This is a genomic window from Leeuwenhoekiella obamensis (genome assembly GCF_055391795.1).
The window spans coordinates 882,971-908,774 of record NZ_AP029251.1 but is presented as its reverse complement, the minus strand read 5'-3'; the positions used below and the strand labels follow the sequence as shown (position 1 = coordinate 908,774).

Below are 25,804 nucleotides of genomic sequence, written 5' to 3'. Positions count from 1 at the left end.
GCAAAAAATTAAAATTTAATGCTCATAATAGGAATTGCGGGAGGTACCGGTAGCGGTAAAACCACCGTTGTAAACCAGATCGTTGATGAATTACCCACGGGTGAAGTTACTGTGATCTCACAGGATTCTTACTACCGTGACACGTCGCATTTAACGTATGAAGAACGTGTGAAGATCAACTTTGATCATCCTAAATCTATTGATTTTGAGTTGTTGCATGATCATCTTATCGCGCTTAAAGAAGGTTTGACAATAGAGCAACCTTTGTATTCTTTTAAAGAGCATAACAGGCTGCAAGAAACCGTAACTACTAAACCGCGCAAGGTGGTAATCGTAGAAGGAATCTTGATCCTTACACACCCTGAAGTTCGTGAGCTTTTTGACATAAAACTGTATGTACATGCAGATAGTGATGAGCGTTTGATACGCCGTCTTAAGCGTGATATCGCTGAGCGCGGAAGAGATCTTGACGAGGTTCTTACTCGTTATCAAACCACATTAAAACCTATGCATCAGCAGTTTATAGAACCTACAAAAGAGTTTGCAGATCTTATCATTCCGTATAACCGTTATAATACTGTGGCTATTGATATCGTTAGAACGATTATCAATCAGCGTTTAGTTTAATTTCAGTATTTTACAGCATGGTGAGGAAGCTAAAACAAAAGCGATGGTTTAAGATTTTAAGCAATAAATATGTGCTTATTCTTACCATTTTCATCGTTTGGATGGTCGTTTTTGACACAAATTCATGGTTTATTCACCACGAACTAGATAAAGAGATCGATAAACTCAACGGCAATAAAGAATATTTTTTGCGTGAGATGAAGGCAGACAAAGAGCTGATACAACAGCTTAATGATAGCGAAGAGCTAGAAAAATTTGCTCGCGAAGAATATAAAATGAAAAAAGAAGGCGAAGAGATCTTTATCATAGAATACGAAGACAGCATTAGCAATCAAGACAATGACTAAGACGCTTTTTGAAGAATTTGCACCAGTTTCTGCCAAGGCTTTCAAACAGAAAATCCAGTTTGATCTTGACGGCGCAGAATATAACAAAACACTCGTTTGGCATTCGCCCGAAGGGATTGACGTTAAGCCGTTTTATCATCGCGAAGAAACCACAACTTTAGACGTTCCTGGCTTTCCTAAAAGCTGGAAAATAGGTGAAGAGATCTATATCTCCAGCATTGAAAAAACCGTTGAAAACCTTAACGAACTAGCAATTTCTGGCGTTGAAGCATTTTATCTCAAAGCAGATAAGAAGTTTGATATAAACACGATTCTCTCGGCGATCCCGGTTGATTTTCCTGTTTATTTCAATCTTTCTTTTTTTGATACCGCTTTCGCGAAAAGCATTCAAACACAAGCGCAAAAGTCTGGACATTCTATTTTTTTAAACCTTGATCCCATAGGCAGATTAGCCGCAGACGGTAATTGGTTTGACAAAATGGACAAGGATTTTGAAAACCTTCAAGGTTTACTTTCCAGCGAAAAAAAAATAAATACTATCTCCATCGATGTAGCTCTTTTTCAAAATTCGGGAGCGAACATCGTACAGCAGTTGGCATATGCTTTGGCGCAAGCCAATGAATACTTAAACCGCTATGGAGAGAAAGTTGGCCAACTCACTTTTAAAGTCGCTGTGGGCTCTAATTATTTCTTTGAGATCGCAAAGCTGCGTGCGTTACGAATTCTATTTGCAACGCTTGCAAAAGAATACAACGTCGAAGAAAATTGTAACGTTATAGCGCAACCCACAAAGCGCAATAAGACCATTTACGATTACAACACAAATATGCTGCGCACCACGACAGAATGTATGAGCGCGGTGCTGGGCGGTGCGGATACGATCGTGAATTTGCCGTATGACGTGGTTTATCACAAAACAAATGATTTTGGCCAGCGCATTTCTCGCAATCAGTTATTGGTATTAAAGGAGGAAAGCTATTTTGACGCTTTAGAAAATCCGGCGCAAGGCACTTATTATATTGAAAGTTTAACGCAACAATTTGCTGATAAAGCGCTCGCTCTTTTTAAAGAAATTGAAACCGGCGGCGGATTTCTAGCTCAACTCAAACCCGGACTTATTCAAAAGAAAATTAAAGAAAGTGCGGCGCAGGAGCAGGAACTTTTTGACAAAACCGAGAAAGTTTTGCTAGGTACAAACAAGCATCCTAATCCTGAAGATAGAATGCAAGGAAATCTAGAATTATTCCCTTTCGTGAAAACGAAACCCAGAAAAACATTGTTAGAACCCATCGTGCCTAAACGCCTAGCCGAAGGATTAGAAAAACAAAGACTTGACAAAGAATAAGCACTGATGAGAACATTAAAAATAATATTTCTTCTTGCCCTTCTAGTTTCATTCTATGCTTGTAAACAAGTTGTCGATGCAGCTCAAAACTGGACTACAGCCGATGAGTCTACTAAAGTTGAAGGCAAATACCACACGTTAGAAGATGATAATTTAAGGATATTTTTACCTAAAGGTTTTGAGCGTAAAAGTATACAGCAATACAGCGAAGCTATTGACTCGATAGCCACTGATAAAAAGGCAAAAAACCAGATGATCAAGAATCTTCAAGCAACGAAAGATATGTCAAAAGGCAATTTTTATCTTTTTTATAATGCTGAGTTTATGTCTGAGTACTATTTAATGACAACACCTTACTTTGATTTTAATCGTCAGGATGCTAAGTCTATTTTAGGAATGATTACTCAAGTACATAATGTGCCAACTAACGTAACAACAAATTTTGAGAAAATCCATGCATCATTTAGAGCTACAGATGATGTGAAGATTTTTAAAGCGATATATAAAGTTCATAATGTCGAAGTTAATAAGTTTTTCTACAAGTCATATTATGTGCTTAGCACATCTACTAAAAAAACAATGCAAATTGTTTTAACGACACCTTTTGAAGTAGATTTTGACCCTTTTATTGCAAAAACAAAGATTTAATGCAGCGCAAAGACGTTCAACATATTAATCTCGATTCGTTTAAAAAATCAGCTGAATATCCAGAGCTTGAGCATCTGGATTTTGCTGCCGGTATTCCGCCGTATTTGCGTGGTCCTTACAGCACAATGTACGTGCGTCGCCCGTGGACAATTAGGCAATATGCAGGTTTCTCAACCGCCGAAGAAAGCAACGCCTTTTACCGTCGTAATTTGGCTGCGGGTCAAAAAGGACTTTCTGTGGCTTTTGACCTTGCAACGCATCGCGGTTACGACAGCGACCATGATCGCGTGGTGGGCGATGTGGGTAAAGCCGGCGTAGCGATTGACAGCGTAGAGGATATGAAAATCCTTTTTGACGGCATTCCGCTTGATAAAATGTCGGTTTCAATGACCATGAATGGCGCCGTTTTGCCCATCATGGCCTTTTATATTGTTGCGGCTGAGGAGCAAGGCATTTCACCAGAGAAGTTGAGCGGCACTATACAAAATGACATTCTTAAAGAATTTATGGTGCGCAACACTTACATCTACCCGCCTACTCCGTCGATGCGCATAATTTCAGATATTTTTAAGTTCGCTTCCGCGAAAATGCCTCGTTTCAATTCCATTTCTATTTCTGGTTATCACATGCAAGAAGCCGGAGCAACCCCTGAAATTGAGTTGGCTTACACCTTAGCAGACGGACGAGAATACATAACAACAGGTATCACCGCCGGAATGGACGTTGATAAGTTCGCTCCAAGACTTTCCTTTTTCTGGGCCATTGGGATGGATCATTTTAGAGAAATCGCAAAAATGCGTGCAGCGAGAATGCTCTGGTCAAAGATCGTGAGCGAATTCAACCCAAAGAATCAAAAATCGCTTTCCTTAAGAACGCATTGTCAAACCAGCGGATGGAGTCTCACAGAGCAGGATCCTTTCAATAATGTTGCCCGCACAACCATTGAAGCAGCCGCGGCTGCTTTTGGGGGAACCCAAAGTTTACATACCAACGCGCTTGATGAAGCCATTGCTTTACCCACAGATTTTTCGGCGAGGATTGCAAGAAATACACAAATCTACCTTCAGGAAGAAACTGAGATCACTAGAACGGTCGACCCGTGGGCAGGAAGCCATTTCGTTGAAAAACTTACCGATGAGATCGCGCAGAAAGCATGGGAACTTATCGAGGAAGTTGAGGAACTTGGCGGAATGACAAAAGCCATTGAAAAAGGCATCCCAAAACTGCGTATCGAGGAGGCTGCCGCCAAAAAACAAGCCCGAATAGACAGTGGTCAAGATGTAATTGTGGGCGTGAATAAATATCGCCTTGCGGCAGAAGAGCAATTGCAAACACTGGAAGTGGATAACGATCAAGTGCGCCGCTCACAAATTGAACGACTCAATGCGATAAAGACTTCGCGTAATTCTGAGAAAGTGAATGATGCTTTAAAAGCATTGACAGAAGGCGCAAAGAATAACAAAAATTTATTGGAATTAGCCGTGGAGGCTGCTCGTGAAAGGGCTACCTTAGGGGAAATTTCAGATGCGCTGGAGGAAGTTTTTGGCAGACATAAAGCCGAAGTTCGTTCTTTTAGCGGAGTATACAGCAAGGAAGTGAAAGACGATAAATCGTTTCAAAAAGCACGAGAACTGGCAAATAAGTTCGCTGAACTTGATGGTCGCAGACCCCGCATTATGATTGCAAAAATGGGTCAGGATGGTCATGACCGTGGTGCAAAAGTGGTTGCCACAGGTTATGCTGATGTGGGCTTTGATGTAGATATTGGTCCGTTGTTTCAAACGCCGGCAGAAGCTGCAAGGCAAGCCACAGAAAATGACGTTCATATTTTAGGTGTTTCTTCACAAGCCGCCGGTCACAAAACTTTGGTTCCTCAAGTAATCGAAGAATTGAAGAAACTAGGCCGCGATGATATTATGGTAATCGTAGGTGGTGTGATTCCGCAAAAGGATTATGAATTTTTATTTGATGCAGGTGCCGTGGCTGTTTTTGGTCCTGGAACCAAAATAAGTGACGCCGCGATCGCTGTTTTAGAAATATTGATACAAACCGTAGAATAAAATTTTAAGTTATGAGCTATAAACAAGGAATGCTAAGAGAAGATGCCCTTTCAGGGAAAGTTTTTGTGATTACCGGTGGCGGTAGCGGACTGGGAAAAGCCATGACTAAATACTTTCTTGAGCTCGGCGCTAATGTTGCCATAACCTCAAGAAACCTTGAAAAATTAAAAGTTACCGCTGAAGAACTCGAAAAAGAAACCAGCGGAAAAGTATTGCCCGTGCAATGTGACGTGCGTCATTATGACCAGGTGGAAGCAATGCTAAAAGCCTGTCTTGACGAGTATGGTAAAGTTGATGGTTTGCTTAACAACGCCGCGGGGAATTTTATTTCGCCTACAGAGCGATTATCTGCAAATGCATTTGATACGATAATTGATATCGTTTTAAAAGGTTCAAAAAACTGTACGCTTGCCTTTGGTAAACACTGGATTGACACAAAACATGAGACCAGCACAATTTTAAATATTGTGACAACCTATGCCTGGACGGGTTCTGCCTATGTTGTACCAAGTGCAACAGCAAAAGCCGGAGTTCTTGCTATGACGCGTTCGCTGGCTGTTGAGTGGGCAAAATATGGTATTCGTTCTAACGCTATTGCTCCAGGCCCATTTCCTACTAAAGGCGCTTGGGACAGACTATTGCCCGGTGATTTAAAGGATAAATTTGATCTTGCTAAAAAAGTACCGCTTAAACGCGTAGGCGACCATCAAGAATTGGCAAATCTGGCAGCATATTTAATGTCTGATTTTTCTGCTTATGTGAATGGCGAAGTGGTGACGATTGATGGCGGTGAATGGCTTGAAGGTGCTGGACAATTCAATATTTTAAAGCATATCCCAGAAGAAATGTGGGATCAGCTGGAAGCAATGATACGAGCTAAAAAGAGTAATTAGAAGTTAGACGTGAGTATTGAGATATTAGATATTAGACTTTAAACATCAATTAATTCTAGTTAAAAGCTAATTTGCTCATTACCCCATTCGCTAATCAACTAATCGACTAAACAACCAACCATTGATCAAGAACATCATTTTTGATTTTGGTGATATTTTCATCAATCTCGACAAGAAAGCGCCAGAAATAGCCCTGCAAAAATCAGGAATTGAAGAGATTGACGAGAAAATGCAAACCGTCATTGATAATTATGAAAAAGGGTTGCTTACTGATGAGCAATTGATCTCATATTATACTGAGCGCTTCCCTACGCTATCGCCAGTTGCGTTTACACTTGCGTGGAATTCTATCATTCTTGATTTCCCAGAACATAGATTAAAATGGATCGAGTCGCTTTCGCGAAAGCGAGAATATCGCCTTTTCTTACTGAGCAATACAAATGACCTACACATTGAGCAGGTGATAAAAAATATGGGAGCTGTGCGCTTTGCCCGTTTTCAGCAGTGTTTTGAAGAATTCTATCTTTCTCAAAAAATGAAAATGCGCAAACCAGATCTTGAGATCTTTGACTTTGTGCTCAAAGAAAATGATCTTAAACCCACCGAAACGCTTTTTATAGATGACACTTTAGTGAATACGATGGGCGCCGCTTCGCTAGGAATTCAAACGTGGCATTTGCACGCAGGTCAAGAAGATGTTACCGATTTATTTACCATTAAAGCAGACTTGTTTTGATCTTTTTACTTTGTAGCATTCTCGCCTCAACCCTTATTTTTATTGCGTTTAAGCTGTTTGCAAAATTCAATGTTGACACCTTTCAGGCGATCGTGGTGAATTATCTTTTTGCGACAATTTCTGGAGTTGTAGCTTTTGAAGGAGAAATAAAACCTAGCGAGATCGCTCAACAGCCTTGGATCTATGGTTGCCTTGCTCTAGGACTTCTTTTTATCATCATTTTTAATCTCATGGCTTTAACTACGCAGCGCAGCGGTATTTCTGTTGTTAGCGTTGCCACGAAAATGAGTGTCGTAATTCCCATTGCGTTTGGGATTTTCTATTATGGTGAAGAACTTGGTATTTCTAAAGGCGTGGGAATTATTCTCGCTTTAATCGCCGTGTATCTTGCATCCATTAAAAAATCTGAAGGTTTAAAGATCGAAACGAAGAATCTAGTTTTTCCAGTTTTGGTTTTCTTAGGCAGCGGTATTATTGATCTTAGCATAAAATATCTTGAAGACAGCTACGTCGCAGAAAGTGATATTCCTATTTTTTCGGCTTCTATATTTGCCACTGCTTTTGTCGTGGGTGTTTGTGTTTTGATCGTTCAAATGATTCAGGGGAAATTCAAGTTTCAACTGAAAAATTTGATAGGCGGTATTTGCCTCGGGATCCCTAATTATTTCTCTATTTACTTTCTGGTAAAAGCGCTTCGATCCAATGGTCTTGACAGCAGCACGGTCTTCACGATAAATAACGTTGCAATTGTGATGGTGTCAACGCTCGTGGGTATTGCGCTTTTTGGCGAAAGCCTATCAAAGAAAAACTGGGCAGGAATTATTCTTGCGGTTTTAAGTATTGTTCTGGTAACATTAGCTTTTTAAAATATGGAGGAAGGCGTGTATAGAACTTTGGCGAAAGCCAATGAAGAAACCTTGTTCACTGAGAAAGGAAGTAAATTCTTGGGGTATGCTTTTCCCGTTGCCACGGAAGAAGAGATCAAAGAAAAACTTGAGGAGCTTTGGTCTCAACATGCAAAAGCAACACATATTTGTTACGCATGGCAGCTAGGCGCTAATTATGAAAGTTACCGTGCAAATGACGATGGTGAACCCAGCAATAGCGCCGGAATGCCCATTTATGGACAGATACAAAGCTTTGAACTTACCAATGTTCTTGTTGCAAGTGTGCGTTATTATGGCGGCACAAAACTAGGCGTAGGCGGACTGATCACTGCTTATAAAAACAGTGCAAAACTTGCTCTTGAAGCTTCTCATATCATTATTAAAGAAGTTACGGCACAAGTAAAATTGAGTTTTGGCTATGATAAACTCAGTGTTGTTGAACGTCTTATTGAACAAAATCAGCTTGAGGTCATTGATCGCAAAATGGAAATGAATTGCGATTTTGTTTTAGAATATCCTATTAAGGACGAAGTGAAAATTAAGGATATTTTTAACGGACTTTACGGTGTGGATGCCGATTTTAATTAAGAGATTGCCTGTAGTTTGTCGAGTATATATTGAGGACATCGTGTGGGACGATTATTTTCCATATTTACAAAGACTAATCGCGTAGATGCGGTTGTTAATAACTCGTTCTTTTCGTTATAGATTTTATAGTCAAATTCTATGGTTGACCTTGGGGTTTTATCCATGATGACTTCTACCTTTAAAAGATCGTCAAAATAAGCGGGCCTGTGATAAGAAATTTTCATTTCGTGAACAGGTAGCATAATCCCGTTTTTTTCCATACTTTTATAGGAGATGCCTAATTCTTCGAGCCAAGCGATGCGCGCAAGTTCCAGATATTGAGCGTAATTCCCGTGATGCACGACTCCCATTTGATCAGTTTCTGCATATCGTACCTTTACGAAAGTTTGGCTTTTAAACATAGATTATTAACAATAAAATTAGATATTCTTTTCGTTTCAAGATTATGCAAAAAAAATTCTAGAAAAGCAATGTGATATTTTTTTTTATTTACAAATTTTGTTCACATATTTGCCCCGTGCTGATTGAAACGAAAAGCCCTACATTTTCTCACTTTTCGGCACCCTTAGCCTAAAAAAACAATAATAAAATTCAACCTAAAAATGAGTGTGACTGCGCAATCGGTATGGGATAACTGTCTATTATTTATACGTGACAATATTACCCCGCAGGCATACAAAACCTGGTTCGAACCTATCAAAGCTGTAAAGCTAACTGACAATGCTTTGAGCATACAGGTTCCTAGTAAATTCTTTTATGAATGGCTAGAAGAACATTACGTTAAGTTACTTAAAGTATCACTTACACGTGAGTTAGGCGAAGGGGCAAAATTGGTTTATGTAATTAAGATGGAAAATACCTACGGGAACCGCCATCCTTTTACAGAGAAGATACCTAGCTCAAACAGAGCTAACACAATGAAACCTCAGGATGTAGATGCTCCTCTAAAGAATAAAAGTCCTGAACTTAAAAATCCTTTTGTAATTCCTGGCATTCGTAATCTTGAGATAGAATCTCAACTGAATCCTAATTACAACTTCGATAACTTCTTAGAAGGAGATTCTAACCGTCTTGCGAGGTCTGCTGGTTTAGCAGTTGCAAACAAGCCTGGTGGAACTTCGTTTAATCCACTACTTATCTTTGGTGGCGTAGGTCTTGGTAAAACGCATTTGGCGCATGCCATAGGAGTACAAATTAAAGACAAGTATCCTGAGAAAACGGTTCTTTATATCTCTGCAGAGAAATTCACGCAGCAGTATATAGAGTCTGTTAAAAAAAATAATCGCAACGACTTTATTCACTTTTACCAGATCATTGACGTTCTTATTGTAGACGATATTCAATTACTATCTGGTAAGGCAGGAACACAGGATGTGTTCTTCCATATTTTTAACCATTTACATCAAAATGGAAAACAGGTTGTTTTAACAAGTGATAAAGCTCCTGTAGATATGCAAGATATTGAGCAACGCTTACTATCACGTTTTAAATGGGGATTAAGCGCAGAATTGCAACAACCTGGTTTTGAGACAAGAATATCTATCATCAAAAACAAATTATATCAAGATGGTGTGGAAATGCCAGAAGATATCATCGAGTTTCTTGCTAATAATATTAAAACGAACATCCGCGAGTTAGAAGGTGCTATTATTTCGCTTATAGCGCACTCTTCTTTTAACCGCAAGGATATTACACTAGATCTTGCCAAGAAAATTGTTGAGAACTACGTGAAACAAACTAAGCGTGAGGTTTCTATAGATTATATTCAGAAGGTAGTGAGTGATTACTTCCAGATGGATGTTGAAACATTACAATCTAAAACCCGTAAGCGCCACATCGTGCAAGCAAGACAACTTGCGATGTTCTTTGCTAAGAAATTAACAAAGGCTTCTCTTGCTAGCATAGGCTCACAAATAGGTAAAAGAGATCACGCAACCGTACTTCATGCCTGCAAAACGGTAGACAATTTATCATCTACTGATAAACAGTTTAGAAAATATGTAGAAGACCTAAATAAAAAGCTTACAATGTAATTGTAAGCCTTAGGCTTTTATGTAATTTGCGCCCTTTAAATCAATAGGCACAAGAAAATTTTAACCTGATGAAAACCAGGATACTCATGGTCTGCTTAGGCAATATTTGCCGCTCTCCCCTAGCAGAAGGATTGCTGAAATCTAAACTTGACCCAGCAAATTTTATCGTCGAAAGTGCTGGAACAGGTCCTTGGCATGTGGGTAAATCACCAGATCCCAGAAGCGTTGAAGTCGCTAAGAAAAATGGAATTGACATCTCAAATCAAAGAGGAATGCAGTTTAAATCAGACTTCTTTGACACCTACGATCACATTTTTGTGATGGATAATTCTAACCTAGTTGACGTGCTAGAAATGGCAACAACACAAGAAGACAAAGACAAGGTAAAACTTATCTTAAACGAAATTTTCCCTGATGAAAATGTAGATGTACCAGATCCTTATTATGGCGGCGATGACGGTTTTGATAAGGTTTTTAGCATGATAGACGATGCCACAACCCGCATCGCAAATAGACTTTCTTAAAAAAACTTCTTTATGAGCAGCGAGAATTATGGCAAACTATACATGATCCCCACAACTTTGGGAGAAAGTGATCCTTTAGCTGTTTTACCCCTTTCGGTGAAAAGTACTATTGAAAGTCTAACCGAATTTATTGTTGAGAACGAAAAAAGTGCTCGCCGATTCATAAAAAGTATTGCGCCTGAAGTAAAGCAGCCAGAATTAAAACTTCATGCATTAAACAAACATACAGATGTTGCGGATATTCCTTCCTTTCTTAATTCATGCCTAGAAGGAAAAAACATCGGTTTGATATCTGAAGCTGGAGTTCCTGGAATTGCAGATCCAGGTGCAGATGTAGCAAAACTTGCTCACGAAAAGGGAATTAAAGTCGTTCCACTAGTGGGGCCGTCTTCTATAGTAATGGCAATGATGGCCAGCGGAATGAACGGTCAGAATTTTGCTTTTAATGGTTACTTACCCATTGACGATAAAGAAAGAAAAAACGCTATAAAACGTTTAGAAAAACTTTCAGGAGATGTAGATCAATCTCAATCTTTTATTGAAACTCCTTATCGCAATAATAAAATGCTAGATGTTTTGTGTAGTGTTTTGGCGCCAAGCACAAAATTGTGCATCGCTTGTGATATAACATTACCTACCGAATTTATAAAAACAGCGCCCATACAATTCTGGAAAAAATCAAAACCAGATCTACATAAAAGACCAGCGATATTCATCATACAGAAATAAAAAAGGGCAATCAATTGATTGCCCTTTTCCGATCTATAAACCTTAGTGATTATTTCTTGTCATTAAACGCAAGACCATCAAGATCAACTTTTGCGTTACGATCTGGCTCTATAAAAGAAACCTCATAACCCGAAAATTTCTTGAGGTAACTTCTGATAGAAGTCCCGAAGGCATCTCTAAAACCTTCTACTCCACCAGACCTTAGATAGCGTTTTACGCTTCCTGGTCCTGCTAAGTGTGCAGCCGCAAGAATCCCAGATTCTGTAACCTTCACACCATTAATAGTTTTACCTGCATATCGCTTAATATCTCTACGAAGTACCCATTTATTTCTTTTGGCATTAGCCAAAAAAGTTCTCTCTTGAAGAAGTGGGTTGTTGAGAAATTCATCAGTATCAGTTACACCTAGAAGTCTTAATGTACTTCTGCCAAACTGATATTTACCAAGATAACCATACTTGTTGATCTTCTTATAATCGTTTTGAGATTCTTTGAATCCCAACGCCTGCTTGAAGCCGGTAAAAGATTTACCAGTAGCTCCTACATTTGCGATCGTCTCATTTACTTCAAGCTCGTCTGCGTGGGGAGCGGTATAAAAAAGCTCTAATCCCTCAGTAGAATCTACAGTGCTCTGTGTCTCCTTTAAGCTTGATGCCAATGCCACAATACCAAAAACTGATGGCAATGCTGCAAGTTTAATTATATTTCTATTCATATAAGTTTTTTCAGAAAGGCTTCCAACGCATGGAGTGTCACACCCTTTCCTATTCAGCGCGCAAAGATACAACTATTTTTTCAATACACTGTATGACAGTGATTTATCGATTTAGTTCCTTGCATTATTCACAACAAAACTCATGAATAACGAATAAATTGCAGTTAAATTATTCGTAAAACTTATGGACTATACCATAAAGTAAAGTTAAATACTGAAAATCCTTTAATTTTCCCGGCTTTTCAGGGCTTCAGAAACACGTATTCAATTAAAATTAACTGAATATTAACGATTTATGCCCTGCTTATTGATCCACTCTACATACTGGCGCTTGTTTGCGTTATGCTGCGCAGCGGTCTTTGCAAACATGTGGTAACCGGGCTTTGAGACATTTGCTACAAAGAAAATATAATCGTGATCCTCGGGATTAAGAACAGCATCAATAGCTGACACGTCTGGCATAAAAATAGGCCCTGGAGGCACACCTGTGTATTTATAAGTGTTATACGGAGAATCGGTCTCGAGGTCTTTATATAGCACACGCTTGATCACGATATTAAAATCATTTTTCTGCTTTTTAACCGCGTAAATTACCGTAGGATCTGCGTCAAGCTTCATTCCGCGTTTTAATCTGTTTACATAAACTCCGGCAACTCTGGGACGCTCATCAACCTTTGCTGTTTCCTTTTGCACTATAGATGCCACGGTGTAAACTTCTTCTGGAGTGAGATTTAATTTTTTGGCTTTAGCCAAACGATCTTCGTTCCAAAATCTGTCATGCTCCTTCTTCATTCTGTCTCTAAAGGCTTCTGCACCTGTATTCCAGTAAAACTCATACGTATTAGGAATGTACAATGAAAGTGCAGTTTCTTGATCTAGTCCGTTTTTTGCCAGAAAATCTTTATCTGTAAATGCTTCAACCAGCGCAGCGCTATCTGCCTCGATCTGTTGAGAAACTCTGCCCGCAAGATCCACAAGGCGTTCTTGGTTATTGAATGCGATCTTCACTGGGATGTTTCCACTTCTTATAGAATTAATGATCTCATGATTACCGCTGTTCTTTTTAATAATAAAGTGACCAGGTTTGATGTTGTTTGTGTAGCCTTTTCGCTGAGCGACAGCGTCAAGCGACTCCATATCTTCTATAAGCGGTTTTAATTCTTCTCTTACTTCACTATAGCTCGCACCAGTTCTTATATAAACATGTGCAACATCATTATTGAAGGTTGTGTTAGGGTCAAAGAATTTACCATAAATGGTGTAAGCAAAAATTCCGCCGCCTACTACGCCTAGCAAAGCGATGATCAATAGTATTTTTTTAATGTACATCTGTATGTATAAGTTGGTATAAAAATTCGTTACGATACTGGCCTTCTATTCGCAGCCAGTCTTTTTTTAAGCCTATTTGTTTAAACCCTTTATTCTCAAAAAGTCTAATACTTGGCAAATTGTCATCTATGATATTTGCATACAGCTGATGCATATCAAGATGCTTAAAACTATAATCTATGAGTAAGGATAAAGCCTCTGTAGCGATACCTTTACCTCTATCTGCTTGTTCAAAAATAAGAATGCCTACTCCTGCTCTTCTGTGCTTAGGATCATAATCAAAAAGATCAATCATCCCCAACGCTTCGTCATTCTCTTTTGAGGCAATTATTAATCTAAGCTGTCTTACCTCAAAAATATCTCGGTATGCATTCTCAAGATATTCAGTAATGGTTTGCTTTGAGAATGGTGCTAACGTGGTGCTAAGATGCCATAGGCTCTCATCGTTCTCAACTTTGAAAACAAGATTAAGATCTTCTGGCTCAAGCGCTCGAAGCTTTATGGTATTTCCTGTAAGTTTTATGGCCATACTCCTTCAAAGACATTTTCGGCAGGACCTATGAGATAGATATTTTTATAACCGGTGTCAACCTTTTCAAAAGAAACCTCAAGTGCTCCACCTTCTACAGCTAGTTTCACTGAGTTTCCTGAAACTTTATTTAAAGTATCTAAAGCTAAAGCAACAGCAGTCGCTCCCGTACCACAACTTAGTGTTTCATCTTCTACACCGCGCTCGTAAGTACGCAAAGCAAAACCTTCTTCCTTTTTTTCTACAAAATTGATATTGCTTCCGGCCTCGCCATATAATTCACCATATCGTATTGCAGAACCTCTTTCAAAAACTGGATAACCAGCAAGATCTTCTACAAGTTCAACGTGGTGTGGAGAACCGGTATTTGCAAAAAGATACGTTCCATGATCTTCCACTTTGTCTACATCTATCATTTTAAGATGAACTTTTCCATCAATGATCTTTGCCTCATGCTCACCGTCTACAGCCATAAAGGTTGTGTTATCAGATATGATGTTTAGCCTTTTGGCGAAAGCTACAATACAGCGACCGCCATTGCCACACATACTACTAGGGTTACCATCTGCGTTATAATAAACCATGGTAAAATCTAGTGTTTCGTGATTCTCAAGCAAGATCAATCCATCTGCACCTATGCCAAATTTTCGGTCGCACATGGTATTGATTAGTTTGGTATCATTTTTGGAAAATATACCCTGACGGTTATCGATCATGATAAAGTCGTTACCCGTACCTTGATATTTGTAAAATGGTATGCCCATTTGATCTCTTATTATTTTAAAAACAAAAGTAAGAATTGCTTAAATTTTAAGAGGTGTTAAATCAACGTTAAATGGTGCAACATCTGACGACATCAAGCGTAATTATTAATGTTTAAGTTCTAAAAGATTTATAGTACAATGAAGAAATTTGCCAGTTTACTGTTTGTAGCCATCCTGGGTGGTGGTATTACATTGGGCGCCTATAAACTAATAGACGACGATCACAATGCTGATCCTTACCCTATTGCTACAGATCAAAAAGATTCTAACTTCTTGCCCGTTTCTTATTCAGGACCGCCTGTAAGCAGCACAAATGCTGACTTTACCGAAGCTGCTGAGCGATCTGTTCATGCGGTGGTACACGTTAAAAATGTTCAACTTGCAAGAGTAAGACCGCGCACAATGCGCGAATATATTCAAGGTGGCGGTGAAATAAGACCTAGCCTGCGTGGAACTGGTAGCGGCGTGATCGTTTCGCCAGATGGATATATCGTGACAAACAATCACGTGATCAATGGAGCAAACGAGATAGAAGTTTCTCTTAATGATAACCGCACGTATAGCGCAGAAGTTATAGGAACTGATCCTAATGCTGACATCGCTTTAATTAAAATAGATGCAGATGATGATCTGCCGTATCTTCCATTTGGAGATTCTGATACTGTGCGCGTAGGAGAATGGGCTCTTGCCGTGGGTAATCCTTTTAATTTGACAAGCACAGTTACTGCAGGGATTATTTCGGCGAAAGCCAGAGATATAAACGAATTTGATAAAAATCCACAAGCTTTTATACAAACTGATGCTGCGATCAACCCTGGAAACAGCGGCGGTGCGCTTGTAAACATAAACGGCGAATTAATCGGCATAAACACTGCGATCACTAGTCAAACAGGTAGCTATGTGGGTTATTCTTTTGCCGTGCCATCTAATGTTGCTAAGAAGATCGTGAGCGACTTTATAGAATATGGCGATGTACAAAAAGGAATTCTGGGCGTAAGCGGAATTAGCTTAAATCCTACAATTGCTCAAAAGCTTGAAGTTAATGAAGTAGAGGGCGTTTATGTAGAAGGCCTTGAGCCAGATGGTGGTGCAGATAAAGCCGGCATTGAAGAAGGTGATGTCATTAAAGAAATTGATGGAATTAGAGTTAAAGGTTTCTCTGATCTTACAGGCTATCTTAACTCAAAAAGTCCTAATGATATCGTTAATGTTAAGATCATTAGAGATGGTGATGAAAAACAAGTTTCTGTAAAACTTATAAAACTCGAAACGCTAAATCTTGCCGATCTAGGTTTTGAGATCCGTAACGCGACTTCTGCAGATCTAAGCAACATTAATCTAGAAAATGGTGTTGTAATAAATAAGGTGAAAAATAAGGAAATAGAGCGCTATCGTCCTTTTATTCTTACTGCGATTGACGACAAGGAAGTAAAAGACATTAAAGATGTTGAGCGTATCATGAGCAAGAAAAGTAAAGGCGATCCTATAAGCATCACTTTTATTAATGAAGCTGGTGAAGTAAACCGTCTTATAAAGCAATAATTGTATTTGGCTTTCGCCAAAAGTAAACCCATCCGTCCCGGCAGATGGGTTTTTTATTTTGTGAGTTCGTTAACTGGCAAACACTTGATTTTCGCCGACTTTTAAAACTCGAAATTGCTGCTATGACGAAGAACACAGAAGAAAAAAGCAAAAAAAAGAAAAGAAAAGCCTACCGAAAAAAGCGTTTTATAATTCCTACGATCATCATCATTGCTTTGATAATTTTTAGGATTATGCTTCCCTCGATCGTTAAGAACAACATCAATAAAGTTCTTGCAGATATCCCGGGTTATTATGGCGAAGTAAAAGATGTGGATATCGCTCTATATCGCGGTGCCTACGTCCTCAACGGACTTTACCTTAATAAAGTAAACGCAAAAACTCAAGTACCATTTCTCAACTTTCCTAAGACAGATATTTCAATTGAATGGAAATCTCTCTTTAAGGGGAAGATCGTGAGCGAGATAGAAATGTTCAGTCCAGAGGTTATTTATGTTTTTGAAGATCAACAAGCAACCTCTGAAGAAGGTGACGCAGATACAGAAGATTGGACCAAAGCGATCACAGAGATCGTACCTATTGACATCAACCATTTTGAGATCTATGATGGTAAAATGGGTTTTGTAAAACTTCAAACAGAACCAGACATAGATCTTTATCTTGATAAACTATCGCTCACGGCAGATAATCTAAGAAACGTGCGCGAGAATGGAAAAAAACTCCCCTCGCCTATCACAGCATCTGCTGTTAGCATTGGCCAAGGGAAATTTAAACTAGATGGCGCATTAAATATTATCAAAGAAATTCCTGATATGGATCTTAATATTTCATTAGAAAATGCAAATGTCACTGCAGTAAATGATCTTACAAGAGCTTACGCTGGGATTGACTTTAAAAGCGGTGATGTTTCAGTTTACAGCGAGTTTGCAATAGCTGATGGTCACTTTAAAGGGTATATAAAACCAATGCTCAAAGATTCTAAAATGATCAGTAAAGAAGATGGAATTCTAGGTGTGATCTGGGAAGGTTTTGTAGGTATGTTCAAGTTCATTCTTAAAAATCAAGGCACAGATACTATCGCTACAGAAGTTCCGCTAGAAGGTGATCTCAATAATATTGAAGCTGGCATTTTACCTACGATCTTTAACATTTTTGAGAATGGGTGGTTTCATGCTTTTAAAACAGACATCAACGACGAGATAGAATATAAAGATGCTTTTCTTGATAAAGATCCTGACGATATGACAAGAGAAGAAAAAAGAGAGTATCGCGAACTTAAACGCCAAGAACGCAGGGAAGAACGTCGTGAGGAAAAAGAAAATGATTCTATTTAGGGTATTTTAGGACTTTTGGCGAAAGCCAAAAAGGTTTTGTGTAATTTTGCAAATTCATAATAACGGCGATTATTAACCGTTGTTACGAGATAATGAAAAAGTCCAAAACCAATTAAAATGATCAATAAGAATATATTTTTCTTACTCCTTATATTAATTTCTTCTGCAGCTGTTGCACAAACTGAAATTTCAGAACCAGCGCAAAAACGTGTTAATACCATTGATAATCAATTTGACGATCTTATTGAGAGCTCAAATAATTATCAAGAATATAAGGTGATTAAAAAATACGCGATCAATGAATTGCGTAAAAACACCGGCGACACGATAAATATGTTGCAGCAACGCATAGGCGATCTTAATGTGAAGATCAAGGAGCAAAATTCACAGATCACTGGATTAAAAGACACACTGGGCAGTACAAACAAAACGTTAAGTGACACGCGCGAAGAAAAAGATAGCATTGAACTTTTTGCAATGCCCATGAGCAAAGGCGGCTACAAAAGTCTGATGTGGGGAATTATTGCTGTGCTTGCGCTAGCTACGATTTTCTTTGCAATGCGCTTTAAATCTAGCAACGCACAGACTAAAGAGGCAAAACACAAACTTGCTGACACAGAATCTGAATATGAGGATTACCGTAAAAAAGCGCTAGAAAAAGAACAAAAAATGGGCCGTCTACTTCAAGATGAGCGCAACAAGCAAATAAAGAATTCTAAAGGCTAAAATCCAGCCATGCGCATAGATATTATTACCGTAGTTCCAGATTTGTTAGAGAGTCCGTTTCAGGCATCTATCATGCAACGCTCTATAGAAAAAGGACTTGTAGATGTTCATCTTCACAACCTTAGAGATTACACCAGCAACAGCTATAAGCAAGTTGACGATTATCAATATGGCGGCGGTGCAGGCATGGTGATGATGATAGAGCCTATAGACAAATGTATTTCTGCGCTTAAAGCGAAAAGGAATTATGATGAAGTAATTTACATGACTCCTGATGGTGAGACTTTAAATCAAGGCATCGCCAATCAAATTTCCATTCAAGAAAATATTATCATCCTTTGTGGTCATTATAAAGGAGTAGATCAGCGCGTGCGCGATCATTTTATTACTCGTGAGATCTCCATAGGTGATTATGTCTTGAGCGGTGGCGAGTTGGGAGCACTAATACTTTGCGATGCGGTTATCAGACTAATTCCTGGTGTTCTGGGTAATGAAGTAAGTGCTTTGACAGATTCTTTTCAAGATAATTTGCTGGCTCCACCTATCTACACACGTCCTGCAGAATACAATGGCTGGAAGGTTCCTGAAATTTTAACTTCAGGTAACACGGCAAAAATTGAGCAATGGCGTGAAGAGAAAGCCTATGAACACACGCAAAACAGGCGTCCAGATCTTCTGGAAGATTAGATTTTGCTGCAGCGAAAACTAATTATTTACAACTGTTGCCAGATTTGTAATTAGTTGTATCTTTGCGCCCTCATAAGGCTAACCTCTGGCGATGTTCGTGCATGTTGACCTTTGTAAACCTTTAAACTTCTGTAAAATGGAAGACTTAATTAAATTTGTTCAAGACGAATTCGTAGAGAAAAAAGATTTCCCTGAATTTGGTGCTGGTGATACCATCACTGTTTATTACGAAATTCGCGAAGGTGAAAAAAAACGTACGCAGTTTTTCCGTGGTGTAGTAATCCAAGTAAGAGGAACTGGCGCAACTAAGACTTTTACTATCCGTAAGATGTCTGGTACAGTAGGTGTAGAACGTATCTTCCCACTTAACTTACCTGCTCTTCAAAAGGTAGAGATCAACAAGAAAGGTAAAGTACGTAGAGCTCGTATTTTCTACTTTAGAGGTCTTACTGGTAAGAAAGCAAGAATTAAAGAGGTTAGAAAATAATCTCACTTCTTTTCTTAAAAGCTTTAAGGCTCCCAAATGGGAGCCTTATTTTTTGAACAATTGTTAATAACTGCAGTTCATAACCGTTTGAAAACTAAATTTTTGAGGTTTTAAAAAAGTAAGTGTTTTCTTCACTATCTTAGTAAAACAATTAGATAATGCTTTAATTGCAACTTAAAACGTTCTTTGTGATATTAAATGAGTTGACCGTTTCTGAAAATTAAACGTCATCTTTTTTAAGACTCACTTTTGCTGATGATCTTAAGATTGACCAATGCGGTTTTTATGTCTTGGTTTTTGAAGTTTCTCAAGAGTTAAACTCCTGAAACAAGATAAAATCTACAATAGACACGTAATTAAGATCACAGTATCGGGAAATTGCGGTGCAGATAATTAAGATTTGAAAACCAATATTTCTCAATGAGTTGCTTTACGGTGCAAGTACTAATATTCTTGCTTGTAGAACTTCAAGGGTTCACCGGTAAAAAAGCAAATCATTAGAAGCCATGTCAAGGTACTTAGTACAATGATATGGCTTTTTTGTTTTCGCCATACGGCAAAAATTTCACAACGTTTTCTTAATCTACTTCTCATCTGTTAAAACCGGCTGCAAAATCCTATATTTGCAAACCAAAATTTTCAGTAAAGACTAATAAATATAATTCCCGGCTTACCTACATAGCGGGAAGTTTGAAAAAGTTTAATGAACATGTCAAATAGCATTTCTACTATTGTTTATACAAAAACAGATGAAGCTCCTGCTCTAGCTACCAGATCGCTTCTCCCTATTATTCAAAAATTCGCAAAATCTGCTAACATAAACCTTGAGACTAAAGATATCTCACTTGCAGGTCGTATTCTGGCAAACTTCTCTTCTTATCTTAAAGAAGATCAGATCGTGCCTAACGCGTTAGAAGAACTAGGAGAACTGGCAAAAAGTCCAGAAGCAAACATCATCAAACTTCCAAACATTAGTGCTTCAATTCCTCAGCTTACTGCTGCGATCAAAGAATTGCAAGCTGCTGGTTTTGCCGTTCCTGATTATCCTGAAGACGCTTCTACTGATGAGGCTAAGGAAATCAAAGCAAAATATGCTAAAGTTCTAGGTAGTGCTGTTAACCCAGTACTTCGTGAAGGTAACTCAGACCGTCGCGCACCTAAACCGGTAAAAGAATTTGCTAAGAAAAATCCGCATAGCATGGGGCCATGGTCGTCAGACAGCCAGTCTCACGTTGCAACCATGTCTCATGGAGATTTTAGACATAACGAAAAATCATTAACGCTAAGCGACAGCACAAACGTAAGTATCGAGCTTACCGGCAAAGATGGCAGCACAACTGTTCTTAAAGAAGGTTTAGCACTTCTTCCTGGTGAAGTGATCGATGCTACAACATTGAGCAAAAACGCGCTTGAAGAGTTCTTAAAAGAGCAAGTACAAGACGCAAAAGACAAAGGGATTTTATTCTCTGTTCACCTTAAGGCTACAATGATGAAGGTTTCTGACCCTATCATTTTTGGTCATGTGATGAAGGTTTTCTTTGCTGATGTTATCTCAAAACATGCAGACGCTCTTAAGTCTGTTGGGTTTGACCCAAAAAACGGACTTGCTGATCTATTAAGCGATATAGAAAATCTACCAGAAGCTAAACGCACTGAAGTAGAAAACGATATTAAAGCTGCTATTGACAATGGCCCTGACCTTGCAATGGTAAACAGCGATAAAGGAATTACAAATCTTCACGTACCAAGTGACGTGATCATTGATGCATCAATGCCAGCAATGATTCGTAACAGTGGACAAATGTGGAACAAAGATGGTAAATCTCAAGATACTAAAGCTGTAATTCCAGATAGTAGCTACGCAGGTATTTATGAAGAAACCATAAACTTCTGTAAAGAAAATGGTGCATTTGACCCTACAACAATGGGAACTGTTCCTAACGTGGGTCTTATGGCTAAAAAAGCTGAAGAATATGGTTCTCATGATAAAACTTTTGAAATCGCTACAGCTGGTAAAGTAGAAGTAAAAGACGCACGTGGAAAAGTTCTTCTTTCTCACGATGTAGAAGAAGGCGATATCTGGAGAATGTGTCAAACTAAAGATGCTCCTGTTCAAGATTGGGTAAAACTTGCTGTAAATCGTGCAAAAGCTACTGGTGTTCCTGCGATTTTCTGGTTAGATAAAAATCGTGCGCATGATGCAGAATTGATCAAAAAAGTAAACACATACTTAAAAGATCACGATACTGAAGGTCTAGACATCCAGATCATGTCTCCAGTTGAAGCTACTAGATTTTCGCTTAAGCGCATGAAAGATGGTCTTGATACGATCTCTGTAACAGGTAACGTATTGCGTGATTATAACACAGACCTTTTCCCAATTTTAGAAGTAGGCACAAGTGCAAAAATGCTTTCTATCGTACCGTTAATGAACGGCGGTGGACTGTTTGAAACTGGCGCTGGTGGTTCTGCTCCTAAGCACGTTGAGCAGTTTACAGAAGAAGGTCACCTGCGTTGGGATTCTCTTGGTGAGTTCCTTGCGCTTGCAGTTTCTTTTGAGCATGAAGCAGAAGCAAACGGCAACAACAAAGCTAAAGTTCTTGCAGCAGCTCTAGACGAAGCAACGATCAAATTCCTTGACAACAAGAAATCTCCTTCTCGCGTAGTTAACGAGATCGACAACCGCGGTAGCCACTTCTACCTTGCTCTTTATTGGGCAGAAGCTCTTGGCGCTCAAGAAGAAGATAAAGAACTTCAAGTGCATTTTGCTGAGATGGCAAGCGAACTTAAAGCTAACGAAGAGAAGATCCATCAAGAATTGTTAGACGCTCAAGGATCGCCAGTTGATCTTGGCGGTTACTATCTTCCATCAGAAGATAAGGCAAACGCTGCGATGCGTCCTAGCACAACGCTTAATGCAATTATCAATTCATAAGCATTGATATTATAAATATTGAGAGCTCTGTATTTTTACAGGGCTCTTTTTTTTGGCTTTAAGCCAAAAGAAATCTCTTACAGAAATACGTGATTTACTGAAGAAAGACCTTTATTTTTATAAAAAAAAGCTTGATCAAAAAATTTACATCGCTACTGGTTTTTCTTTTTGCGATCACCAGTGTATGGGCGCAAGAAAGTTTTACTGTAAGCGGTACGATCACCGCCGAAGCTTCTAGCGAAACGTTAATAGGTGTAAATGTTCTATTCCCAGAATTAGGAAAAGGAACCACAACAAATGAATACGGCTTCTACTCTATTACTTTGCCTGCCGGATCATACGAGCTACAAGTGCGATTTTTAGGCTTCTCGCCTATCACAAAAAAAATCAACCTAGATCAAAACCTCAAAGCCGACTTCAGCTTGCAAGAATCTACCGAGATGCTTGACGAAGTTTTGATCGAGGAAGACATTGAGAAGATCAATATCAGGAAGCCGCAAATGAGCGTTAACAGCCTTACAGCTTCTACGATCAAAGAAATTCCTGTGGTTTTTGGCGAGGTAGATGTGATTAAATCTATCTTGCTTTTACCAGGCGTTACAAGTGCTGGCGAAGGCGCTTCTGGTTTTAACGTACGCGGTGGCGCTGCAGATCAAAATTTGATCTTACTGGATGAAGCTATTATTTTCAACTCTTCACATTTGTTTGGATTTTTCTCGGTTTTTAATCCAGATGCTATCAAAGATCTTAAACTCTACAAAGGCGGAATCCCCGCGCGCTATGGCGGCCGTGTAGCTTCGGTGCTTGATATTTATCAAAAAGAAGGAAATGGCAAAGAGTTTCATGCTAATGGCGGTATTGGCGCAGTAGCCAGTAGATTATTGCTTGAAGGTCCTATTGTTAAAGACAAATCGGCTTTTTTGATAGGTGGTCGTGCTTCTTACGCGCATCTTTTTTTACCACTTTTTGACATTGACAACTCGGCTTACTTTTATGATCTCAATGCAAAGATCAATTACCGAATCGACGAAGACAACAACCTTTATTTATCAGGATACTTCGGGCGAGACCTTTTTGGCGTAAGCGATAGTTTTATAAACACCTATGGCAACACAACGCTCAACCTGCGCTGGAATCACGTTTTTACAGACAAGCTTTTCTCAAATCTCTCCTTGATCTATTCAGATTATTACTACGGCCTTTTACTGGATTTTGTGGGTTTTCAGTATGATTCTGGAATTCGCAATTTCAACTTGAAATACGATTTTCAGCATTATTTGACTAGCGAACTAAAATTGACTTACGGGATCAATAATGTTTATTATCGTTTTAATCCCGCGACGATCGAGCCTAACCGGCCAGATTCTGGTATCTTACCATCACAGCTCACACATAAATTTGCAAATGAGTTTAGCGCTTACGCGGAAATGGAACAAGACATCACCTCAGACCTAACCTTAAGATACGGTCTGCGCGTGAGTAATTTTCAGCGATTGGGGCAGGATTCATTTAATAGGTATGCAAATGACAACCCCATACTTTTTGATCCTAATTTAAAGATCTATCAACCAGCCATACCTAGTGAGGTTGAAACCAACACAGAGAATCTTGCGAGTTTTACAAATCTAGAACCGCGAGCATCTTTGGCTTGGGCATTTAGTGACAAAGCATCTTTAAAAGCGAGTTACAATCGCATGGCGCAGTATCTGCATTTAATTTCTAACACAAACTCTCCTACTCCGCTAGATGTTTATGCTCCCAGTGGCCCGTATATCGAACCGCAACTGCTAGATCAATATGCAGTAGGCTATTTTACCGAAATTAAAGATGGTGACTATTCTCTAGAAACTGAGGTGTTTTATAAAGACATAAAAAATAGATTAGATTATCGCAATGGTGCACAGCTTATAGCAAATGATGCTATTGAGGGCGAGATTCTTCCGGGAATTGGCAGAGCATATGGTCTTGAAATTCTCGCTAAGAAAAACAGCGGAGATTTCACCGGATGGTTAGCGTACACTCTTTCGCGCAGTGAGCAAAAAACTCCTGGTCGCACTCCGGTAGAAACAGGAATTAATAATAGTAATTGGTATCCTTCAGCTTATGATAAAACACATGATTTTAGTGCTTTTGCCAGTTACAAAATGAGCAAAAAATGGAGTTTCAGCGCTAATTTTGTTTTTCAAACTGGGCAGCCCACAAATTATCCTGTGAGCCAATCAAAATTCCAAGGCATCACAATTTCTAATTATGGTGAGCGTAATTCAGTAAGATTGCAGGCCTATCACCACCTTGATGTTGCGGCTACGCTTACGCCAAAAAACAACCAAAACAAAAAGATAAAAGGCGAATGGGTTTTTAGCGTTTATAACCTTTACAACCGCATGAATGCTGCTTCTATTAACTTTAGACAAAATGAGGATACTGGCGAGAATGAAGCAGTAAGGACGTCTATTTTTGGGATTCTTCCCTCAGTAACCTATAATTTTAAGTTTTGATGGAGCGCTTGATTAAATATTGCATGTTGATTTTTGGCGCAAGCCTAATGATCATAAGCTGCCAGGAGGTTGTAGATGTTGATCTACCTCCTACTGATAAACGTCTTGTAATTGATGCGCTAATAGCGGTTCCTGATAATGAATCAAACAATATTGTGGCAAGCGTTAAACTCACTGAAACTGCAGATTACTACGCAGATTCTGTGCCTAATGTTAATGGAGCGACGATAGATCTTAAGGGTGGGACGATCACTTACAGGCTTAACGAGCAAGGTAACGGGTATTACGCAGCCGCTGTGCCTCGCCAATTTATCACCTCTCAACCCATTGATCTTATCGTAAATTATAAAGAAGAGACTTATTCTTCAACTTCAAATTACATTCCGGCGGTACCTATAGATTCTTTAAAACAAGGCGATAATGGACTTTTTGCTGGTGATGAGACAGAGGTGATTTTATATTACACAGACGCGCCAGATCGTGATGATTATTACCTTTTTAACCTAGATCGCGGTCAATTTTTAACCAGCGAAGACACATTTTACAAAGGTCAGGCGTTTTCGTTCAGTTATTTTTATGAGAATGTGAAACCTACAGACACGTTAAATGTGCAGCTGTATGGCATCACAAAACCATTTTATGATTACATGAGCATCGTGATCAATCAATCTGGTCAAAACTCTGGAAATCCCTTTGCTGCTCCGCCTTCAGAGGTTCGCGGTAATATAATTAACGAGACAAATGCGGCGCATTATCCGCTGGGATATTTCAGTATAAGTGCCGTGTACTACAATGATATAATTATTGAATAGTTTAAATTGCCTTTCGGCGAAAAGACAAC

General features: G+C 39.0%; 25 protein-coding genes. 20 read left to right on the top strand and 5 right to left on the bottom strand.

Annotation, left to right across the window (positions count from 1 at the left end; translation table 11 throughout):
- Window positions 1-18 precede the first annotated feature (18 nt).
- From udk to ACZ5L8_RS03970, 9 genes are all read left to right on the top strand, one after another.
- Window positions 19-627 carry a uridine kinase gene (gene udk, locus ACZ5L8_RS04010; protein WP_464439956.1) on the top strand — a complete coding sequence of 203 codons (609 nt, stop codon included), beginning with the start codon at window positions 19-21 and terminating at the stop codon, window positions 625-627.
- A gap of 17 nt (window positions 628-644) precedes the next feature.
- Window positions 645-974, top strand: a complete 330-nt coding sequence (locus ACZ5L8_RS04005; protein ID WP_462598721.1) for an FtsB family cell division protein — start codon at window positions 645-647, stop codon at window positions 972-974.
- Window positions 967-2,319 carry a methylmalonyl-CoA mutase subunit beta gene (locus ACZ5L8_RS04000; protein WP_464439954.1) on the top strand — a complete coding sequence of 451 codons (1,353 nt, stop codon included), beginning with the start codon at window positions 967-969 and terminating at the stop codon, window positions 2,317-2,319. The genes ACZ5L8_RS04005 and ACZ5L8_RS04000 overlap by 8 nt, the downstream gene beginning before the upstream one ends.
- Window positions 2,320-2,325: 6 nt before the next feature.
- Complete coding sequence (locus ACZ5L8_RS03995) at window positions 2,326-2,967, top strand: hypothetical protein (protein WP_464439952.1); 642 nt, start codon at window positions 2,326-2,328, stop codon at window positions 2,965-2,967.
- A complete protein-coding gene (scpA, locus tag ACZ5L8_RS03990; RefSeq protein WP_464439950.1) occupies window positions 2,967-5,027 on the top strand; it encodes a methylmalonyl-CoA mutase in 2,061 nt (686 codons plus the stop codon). Before ACZ5L8_RS03995 ends, scpA begins: the two co-directional genes overlap by 1 nt.
- An 11-nt stretch (window positions 5,028-5,038) precedes the next feature.
- Complete coding sequence (locus ACZ5L8_RS03985; protein ID WP_464439948.1) at window positions 5,039-5,920, top strand: SDR family oxidoreductase; 882 nt, start codon at window positions 5,039-5,041, stop codon at window positions 5,918-5,920.
- Between the two features lie 121 nt (window positions 5,921-6,041).
- Window positions 6,042-6,656, top strand: coding sequence for an HAD family hydrolase (locus ACZ5L8_RS03980; RefSeq protein WP_464439946.1), 615 nt, complete (start codon window positions 6,042-6,044; stop codon window positions 6,654-6,656).
- A complete protein-coding gene (locus ACZ5L8_RS03975) occupies window positions 6,653-7,522 on the top strand; it encodes an EamA family transporter (protein WP_464439944.1) in 870 nt (289 codons plus the stop codon). Before ACZ5L8_RS03980 ends, ACZ5L8_RS03975 begins: the two co-directional genes overlap by 4 nt.
- 3 nt (window positions 7,523-7,525) lie before the next feature.
- Window positions 7,526-8,131 (top strand): IMPACT family protein, encoded by a 606-nt coding sequence (locus ACZ5L8_RS03970; protein WP_464439942.1) that lies wholly within the window; start codon window positions 7,526-7,528, stop codon window positions 8,129-8,131.
- On the opposite strand, the gene ACZ5L8_RS03965 is transcribed toward ACZ5L8_RS03970, so the two are convergent.
- A complete protein-coding gene (locus ACZ5L8_RS03965) occupies window positions 8,128-8,532 on the bottom strand; it encodes an acyl-CoA thioesterase (protein WP_464439940.1) in 405 nt (134 codons plus the stop codon). The two genes, ACZ5L8_RS03970 and ACZ5L8_RS03965, sit on opposite strands and share 4 nt — an antisense overlap.
- A 201-nt stretch (window positions 8,533-8,733) precedes the next feature.
- Here ACZ5L8_RS03965 and dnaA point away from each other — a divergent pair, with 201 nt between their 5' ends.
- The 3 genes from dnaA to ACZ5L8_RS03950 all read left to right on the top strand — a co-directional run bounded on the left by dnaA (window position 8,734) and on the right by ACZ5L8_RS03950 (window position 11,417).
- Window positions 8,734-10,164, top strand: coding sequence for a chromosomal replication initiator protein DnaA (gene dnaA / locus ACZ5L8_RS03960; RefSeq protein ID WP_462598730.1), 1,431 nt, complete (start codon window positions 8,734-8,736; stop codon window positions 10,162-10,164).
- A 68-nt stretch (window positions 10,165-10,232) separates the two neighbouring features.
- Window positions 10,233-10,688 carry a low molecular weight protein-tyrosine-phosphatase gene (locus ACZ5L8_RS03955; RefSeq protein WP_464439938.1) on the top strand — a complete coding sequence of 152 codons (456 nt, stop codon included), beginning with the start codon at window positions 10,233-10,235 and terminating at the stop codon, window positions 10,686-10,688.
- Between the two features lie 12 nt (window positions 10,689-10,700).
- Window positions 10,701-11,417 carry an SAM-dependent methyltransferase gene (locus ACZ5L8_RS03950; RefSeq protein WP_464439936.1) on the top strand — a complete coding sequence of 239 codons (717 nt, stop codon included), beginning with the start codon at window positions 10,701-10,703 and terminating at the stop codon, window positions 11,415-11,417.
- Window positions 11,418-11,466: 49 nt separating this feature from the next.
- Here the strand turns inward: ACZ5L8_RS03950 and ACZ5L8_RS03945 are convergent, their stop codons facing one another.
- The 4 genes from ACZ5L8_RS03945 to dapF form a co-directional block, all read right to left on the bottom strand.
- Window positions 11,467-12,132, bottom strand: coding sequence for a peptidoglycan-binding protein LysM (locus ACZ5L8_RS03945; RefSeq protein WP_462598733.1), 666 nt, complete (start codon window positions 12,130-12,132; stop codon window positions 11,467-11,469).
- A 285-nt stretch (window positions 12,133-12,417) separates the two neighbouring features.
- The gene (mltG, locus tag ACZ5L8_RS03940) at window positions 12,418-13,461 is read right to left on the bottom strand and encodes an endolytic transglycosylase MltG (protein ID WP_464439934.1); all 1,044 of its coding nucleotides are present in this window, start codon (window positions 13,459-13,461) and stop codon (window positions 12,418-12,420) included.
- A complete protein-coding gene (locus ACZ5L8_RS03935; protein ID WP_464439932.1) occupies window positions 13,451-13,990 on the bottom strand; it encodes a GNAT family N-acetyltransferase in 540 nt (179 codons plus the stop codon). Before ACZ5L8_RS03935 ends, mltG begins: the two co-directional genes overlap by 11 nt.
- A complete protein-coding gene (gene dapF, locus ACZ5L8_RS03930) occupies window positions 13,981-14,754 on the bottom strand; it encodes a diaminopimelate epimerase (RefSeq protein ID WP_464439930.1) in 774 nt (257 codons plus the stop codon). Before dapF ends, ACZ5L8_RS03935 begins: the two co-directional genes overlap by 10 nt.
- A 138-nt stretch (window positions 14,755-14,892) precedes the next feature.
- On the opposite strand from dapF, the gene ACZ5L8_RS03925 reads away from it, so the two are divergent.
- The 8 genes from ACZ5L8_RS03925 (at window position 14,893) to ACZ5L8_RS03890 (ending at window position 25,775) form a co-directional block, all read left to right on the top strand.
- Entirely contained in the window at window positions 14,893-16,296 is a 1,404-nt protein-coding gene (locus tag ACZ5L8_RS03925; RefSeq protein ID WP_464439928.1) for a trypsin-like peptidase domain-containing protein, read from the top strand.
- Between the two features lie 122 nt (window positions 16,297-16,418).
- Entirely contained in the window at window positions 16,419-17,630 is a 1,212-nt protein-coding gene (locus tag ACZ5L8_RS03920) for a DUF748 domain-containing protein (protein WP_464439926.1), read from the top strand.
- Window positions 17,631-17,747: 117 nt separating this feature from the next.
- Window positions 17,748-18,356 carry a hypothetical protein gene (locus ACZ5L8_RS03915; RefSeq protein ID WP_462598739.1) on the top strand — a complete coding sequence of 203 codons (609 nt, stop codon included), beginning with the start codon at window positions 17,748-17,750 and terminating at the stop codon, window positions 18,354-18,356.
- Window positions 18,357-18,365: 9 nt separating this feature from the next.
- Complete coding sequence (gene trmD, locus ACZ5L8_RS03910) at window positions 18,366-19,043, top strand: tRNA (guanosine(37)-N1)-methyltransferase TrmD (RefSeq protein ID WP_464439924.1); 678 nt, start codon at window positions 18,366-18,368, stop codon at window positions 19,041-19,043.
- A gap of 136 nt (window positions 19,044-19,179) precedes the next feature.
- Window positions 19,180-19,530: a 50S ribosomal protein L19 gene (gene rplS / locus ACZ5L8_RS03905; protein WP_462598741.1), complete on the top strand. Its 351-nt coding sequence runs from the start codon at window positions 19,180-19,182 to the stop codon at window positions 19,528-19,530.
- Between the two features lie 709 nt (window positions 19,531-20,239).
- Window positions 20,240-22,465 carry an NADP-dependent isocitrate dehydrogenase gene (locus ACZ5L8_RS03900; protein WP_464439922.1) on the top strand — a complete coding sequence of 742 codons (2,226 nt, stop codon included), beginning with the start codon at window positions 20,240-20,242 and terminating at the stop codon, window positions 22,463-22,465.
- A 134-nt stretch (window positions 22,466-22,599) separates the two neighbouring features.
- Window positions 22,600-24,963: a TonB-dependent receptor gene (locus tag ACZ5L8_RS03895; protein WP_464440912.1), complete on the top strand. Its 2,364-nt coding sequence runs from the start codon at window positions 22,600-22,602 to the stop codon at window positions 24,961-24,963.
- On the top strand, window positions 24,963-25,775 hold the full coding sequence (locus ACZ5L8_RS03890) for a DUF4249 family protein (protein WP_464439920.1): 813 nt from the start codon (window positions 24,963-24,965) through the stop codon (window positions 25,773-25,775). The genes ACZ5L8_RS03895 and ACZ5L8_RS03890 overlap by 1 nt, the downstream gene beginning before the upstream one ends.
- The last annotated feature ends 29 nt before the right edge of the window (window positions 25,776-25,804 follow it).

Excerpts from the sequence above, each read along its gene's own strand:
- mltG (WP_464439934.1), bottom strand. The coding sequence starts at position 13,461 with ATGTACATTAAAAAAATACTATTGATCATCGCTTTGCTAGGCGTAGTA.
- ACZ5L8_RS04000 (WP_464439954.1), top strand. The coding sequence starts at position 967 with ATGACTAAGACGCTTTTTGAAGAATTTGCACCAGTTTCTGCCAAGGCT.
- ACZ5L8_RS03945 (WP_462598733.1), bottom strand. The coding sequence starts at position 12,132 with ATGAATAGAAATATAATTAAACTTGCAGCATTGCCATCAGTTTTTGGT.
- ACZ5L8_RS03935 (WP_464439932.1), bottom strand. The coding sequence starts at position 13,990 with ATGGCCATAAAACTTACAGGAAATACCATAAAGCTTCGAGCGCTTGAG.
- trmD (WP_464439924.1), top strand. The coding sequence starts at position 18,366 with ATGCGCATAGATATTATTACCGTAGTTCCAGATTTGTTAGAGAGTCCG.
- ACZ5L8_RS03900 (WP_464439922.1), top strand. The coding sequence starts at position 20,240 with ATGTCAAATAGCATTTCTACTATTGTTTATACAAAAACAGATGAAGCT.
- udk (WP_464439956.1), top strand. The coding sequence starts at position 19 with ATGCTCATAATAGGAATTGCGGGAGGTACCGGTAGCGGTAAAACCACC.
- ACZ5L8_RS03965 (WP_464439940.1), bottom strand. The coding sequence starts at position 8,532 with ATGTTTAAAAGCCAAACTTTCGTAAAGGTACGATATGCAGAAACTGAT.
- ACZ5L8_RS03995 (WP_464439952.1), top strand. The coding sequence starts at position 2,326 with ATGAGAACATTAAAAATAATATTTCTTCTTGCCCTTCTAGTTTCATTC.
- ACZ5L8_RS04005 (WP_462598721.1), top strand. The coding sequence starts at position 645 with ATGGTGAGGAAGCTAAAACAAAAGCGATGGTTTAAGATTTTAAGCAAT.
- ACZ5L8_RS03890 (WP_464439920.1), top strand. The coding sequence starts at position 24,963 with ATGGAGCGCTTGATTAAATATTGCATGTTGATTTTTGGCGCAAGCCTA.
- scpA (WP_464439950.1), top strand. The coding sequence starts at position 2,967 with ATGCAGCGCAAAGACGTTCAACATATTAATCTCGATTCGTTTAAAAAA.
- rplS (WP_462598741.1), top strand. The coding sequence starts at position 19,180 with ATGGAAGACTTAATTAAATTTGTTCAAGACGAATTCGTAGAGAAAAAA.
- ACZ5L8_RS03970 (WP_464439942.1), top strand. The coding sequence starts at position 7,526 with ATGGAGGAAGGCGTGTATAGAACTTTGGCGAAAGCCAATGAAGAAACC.
- ACZ5L8_RS03915 (WP_462598739.1), top strand. The coding sequence starts at position 17,748 with ATGATCAATAAGAATATATTTTTCTTACTCCTTATATTAATTTCTTCT.
- ACZ5L8_RS03950 (WP_464439936.1), top strand. The coding sequence starts at position 10,701 with ATGAGCAGCGAGAATTATGGCAAACTATACATGATCCCCACAACTTTG.
- ACZ5L8_RS03985 (WP_464439948.1), top strand. The coding sequence starts at position 5,039 with ATGAGCTATAAACAAGGAATGCTAAGAGAAGATGCCCTTTCAGGGAAA.
- ACZ5L8_RS03925 (WP_464439928.1), top strand. The coding sequence starts at position 14,893 with ATGAAGAAATTTGCCAGTTTACTGTTTGTAGCCATCCTGGGTGGTGGT.
- dnaA (WP_462598730.1), top strand. The coding sequence starts at position 8,734 with ATGAGTGTGACTGCGCAATCGGTATGGGATAACTGTCTATTATTTATA.
- ACZ5L8_RS03920 (WP_464439926.1), top strand. The coding sequence starts at position 16,419 with ATGACGAAGAACACAGAAGAAAAAAGCAAAAAAAAGAAAAGAAAAGCC.
- ACZ5L8_RS03955 (WP_464439938.1), top strand. The coding sequence starts at position 10,233 with ATGAAAACCAGGATACTCATGGTCTGCTTAGGCAATATTTGCCGCTCT.
- dapF (WP_464439930.1), bottom strand. The coding sequence starts at position 14,754 with ATGGGCATACCATTTTACAAATATCAAGGTACGGGTAACGACTTTATC.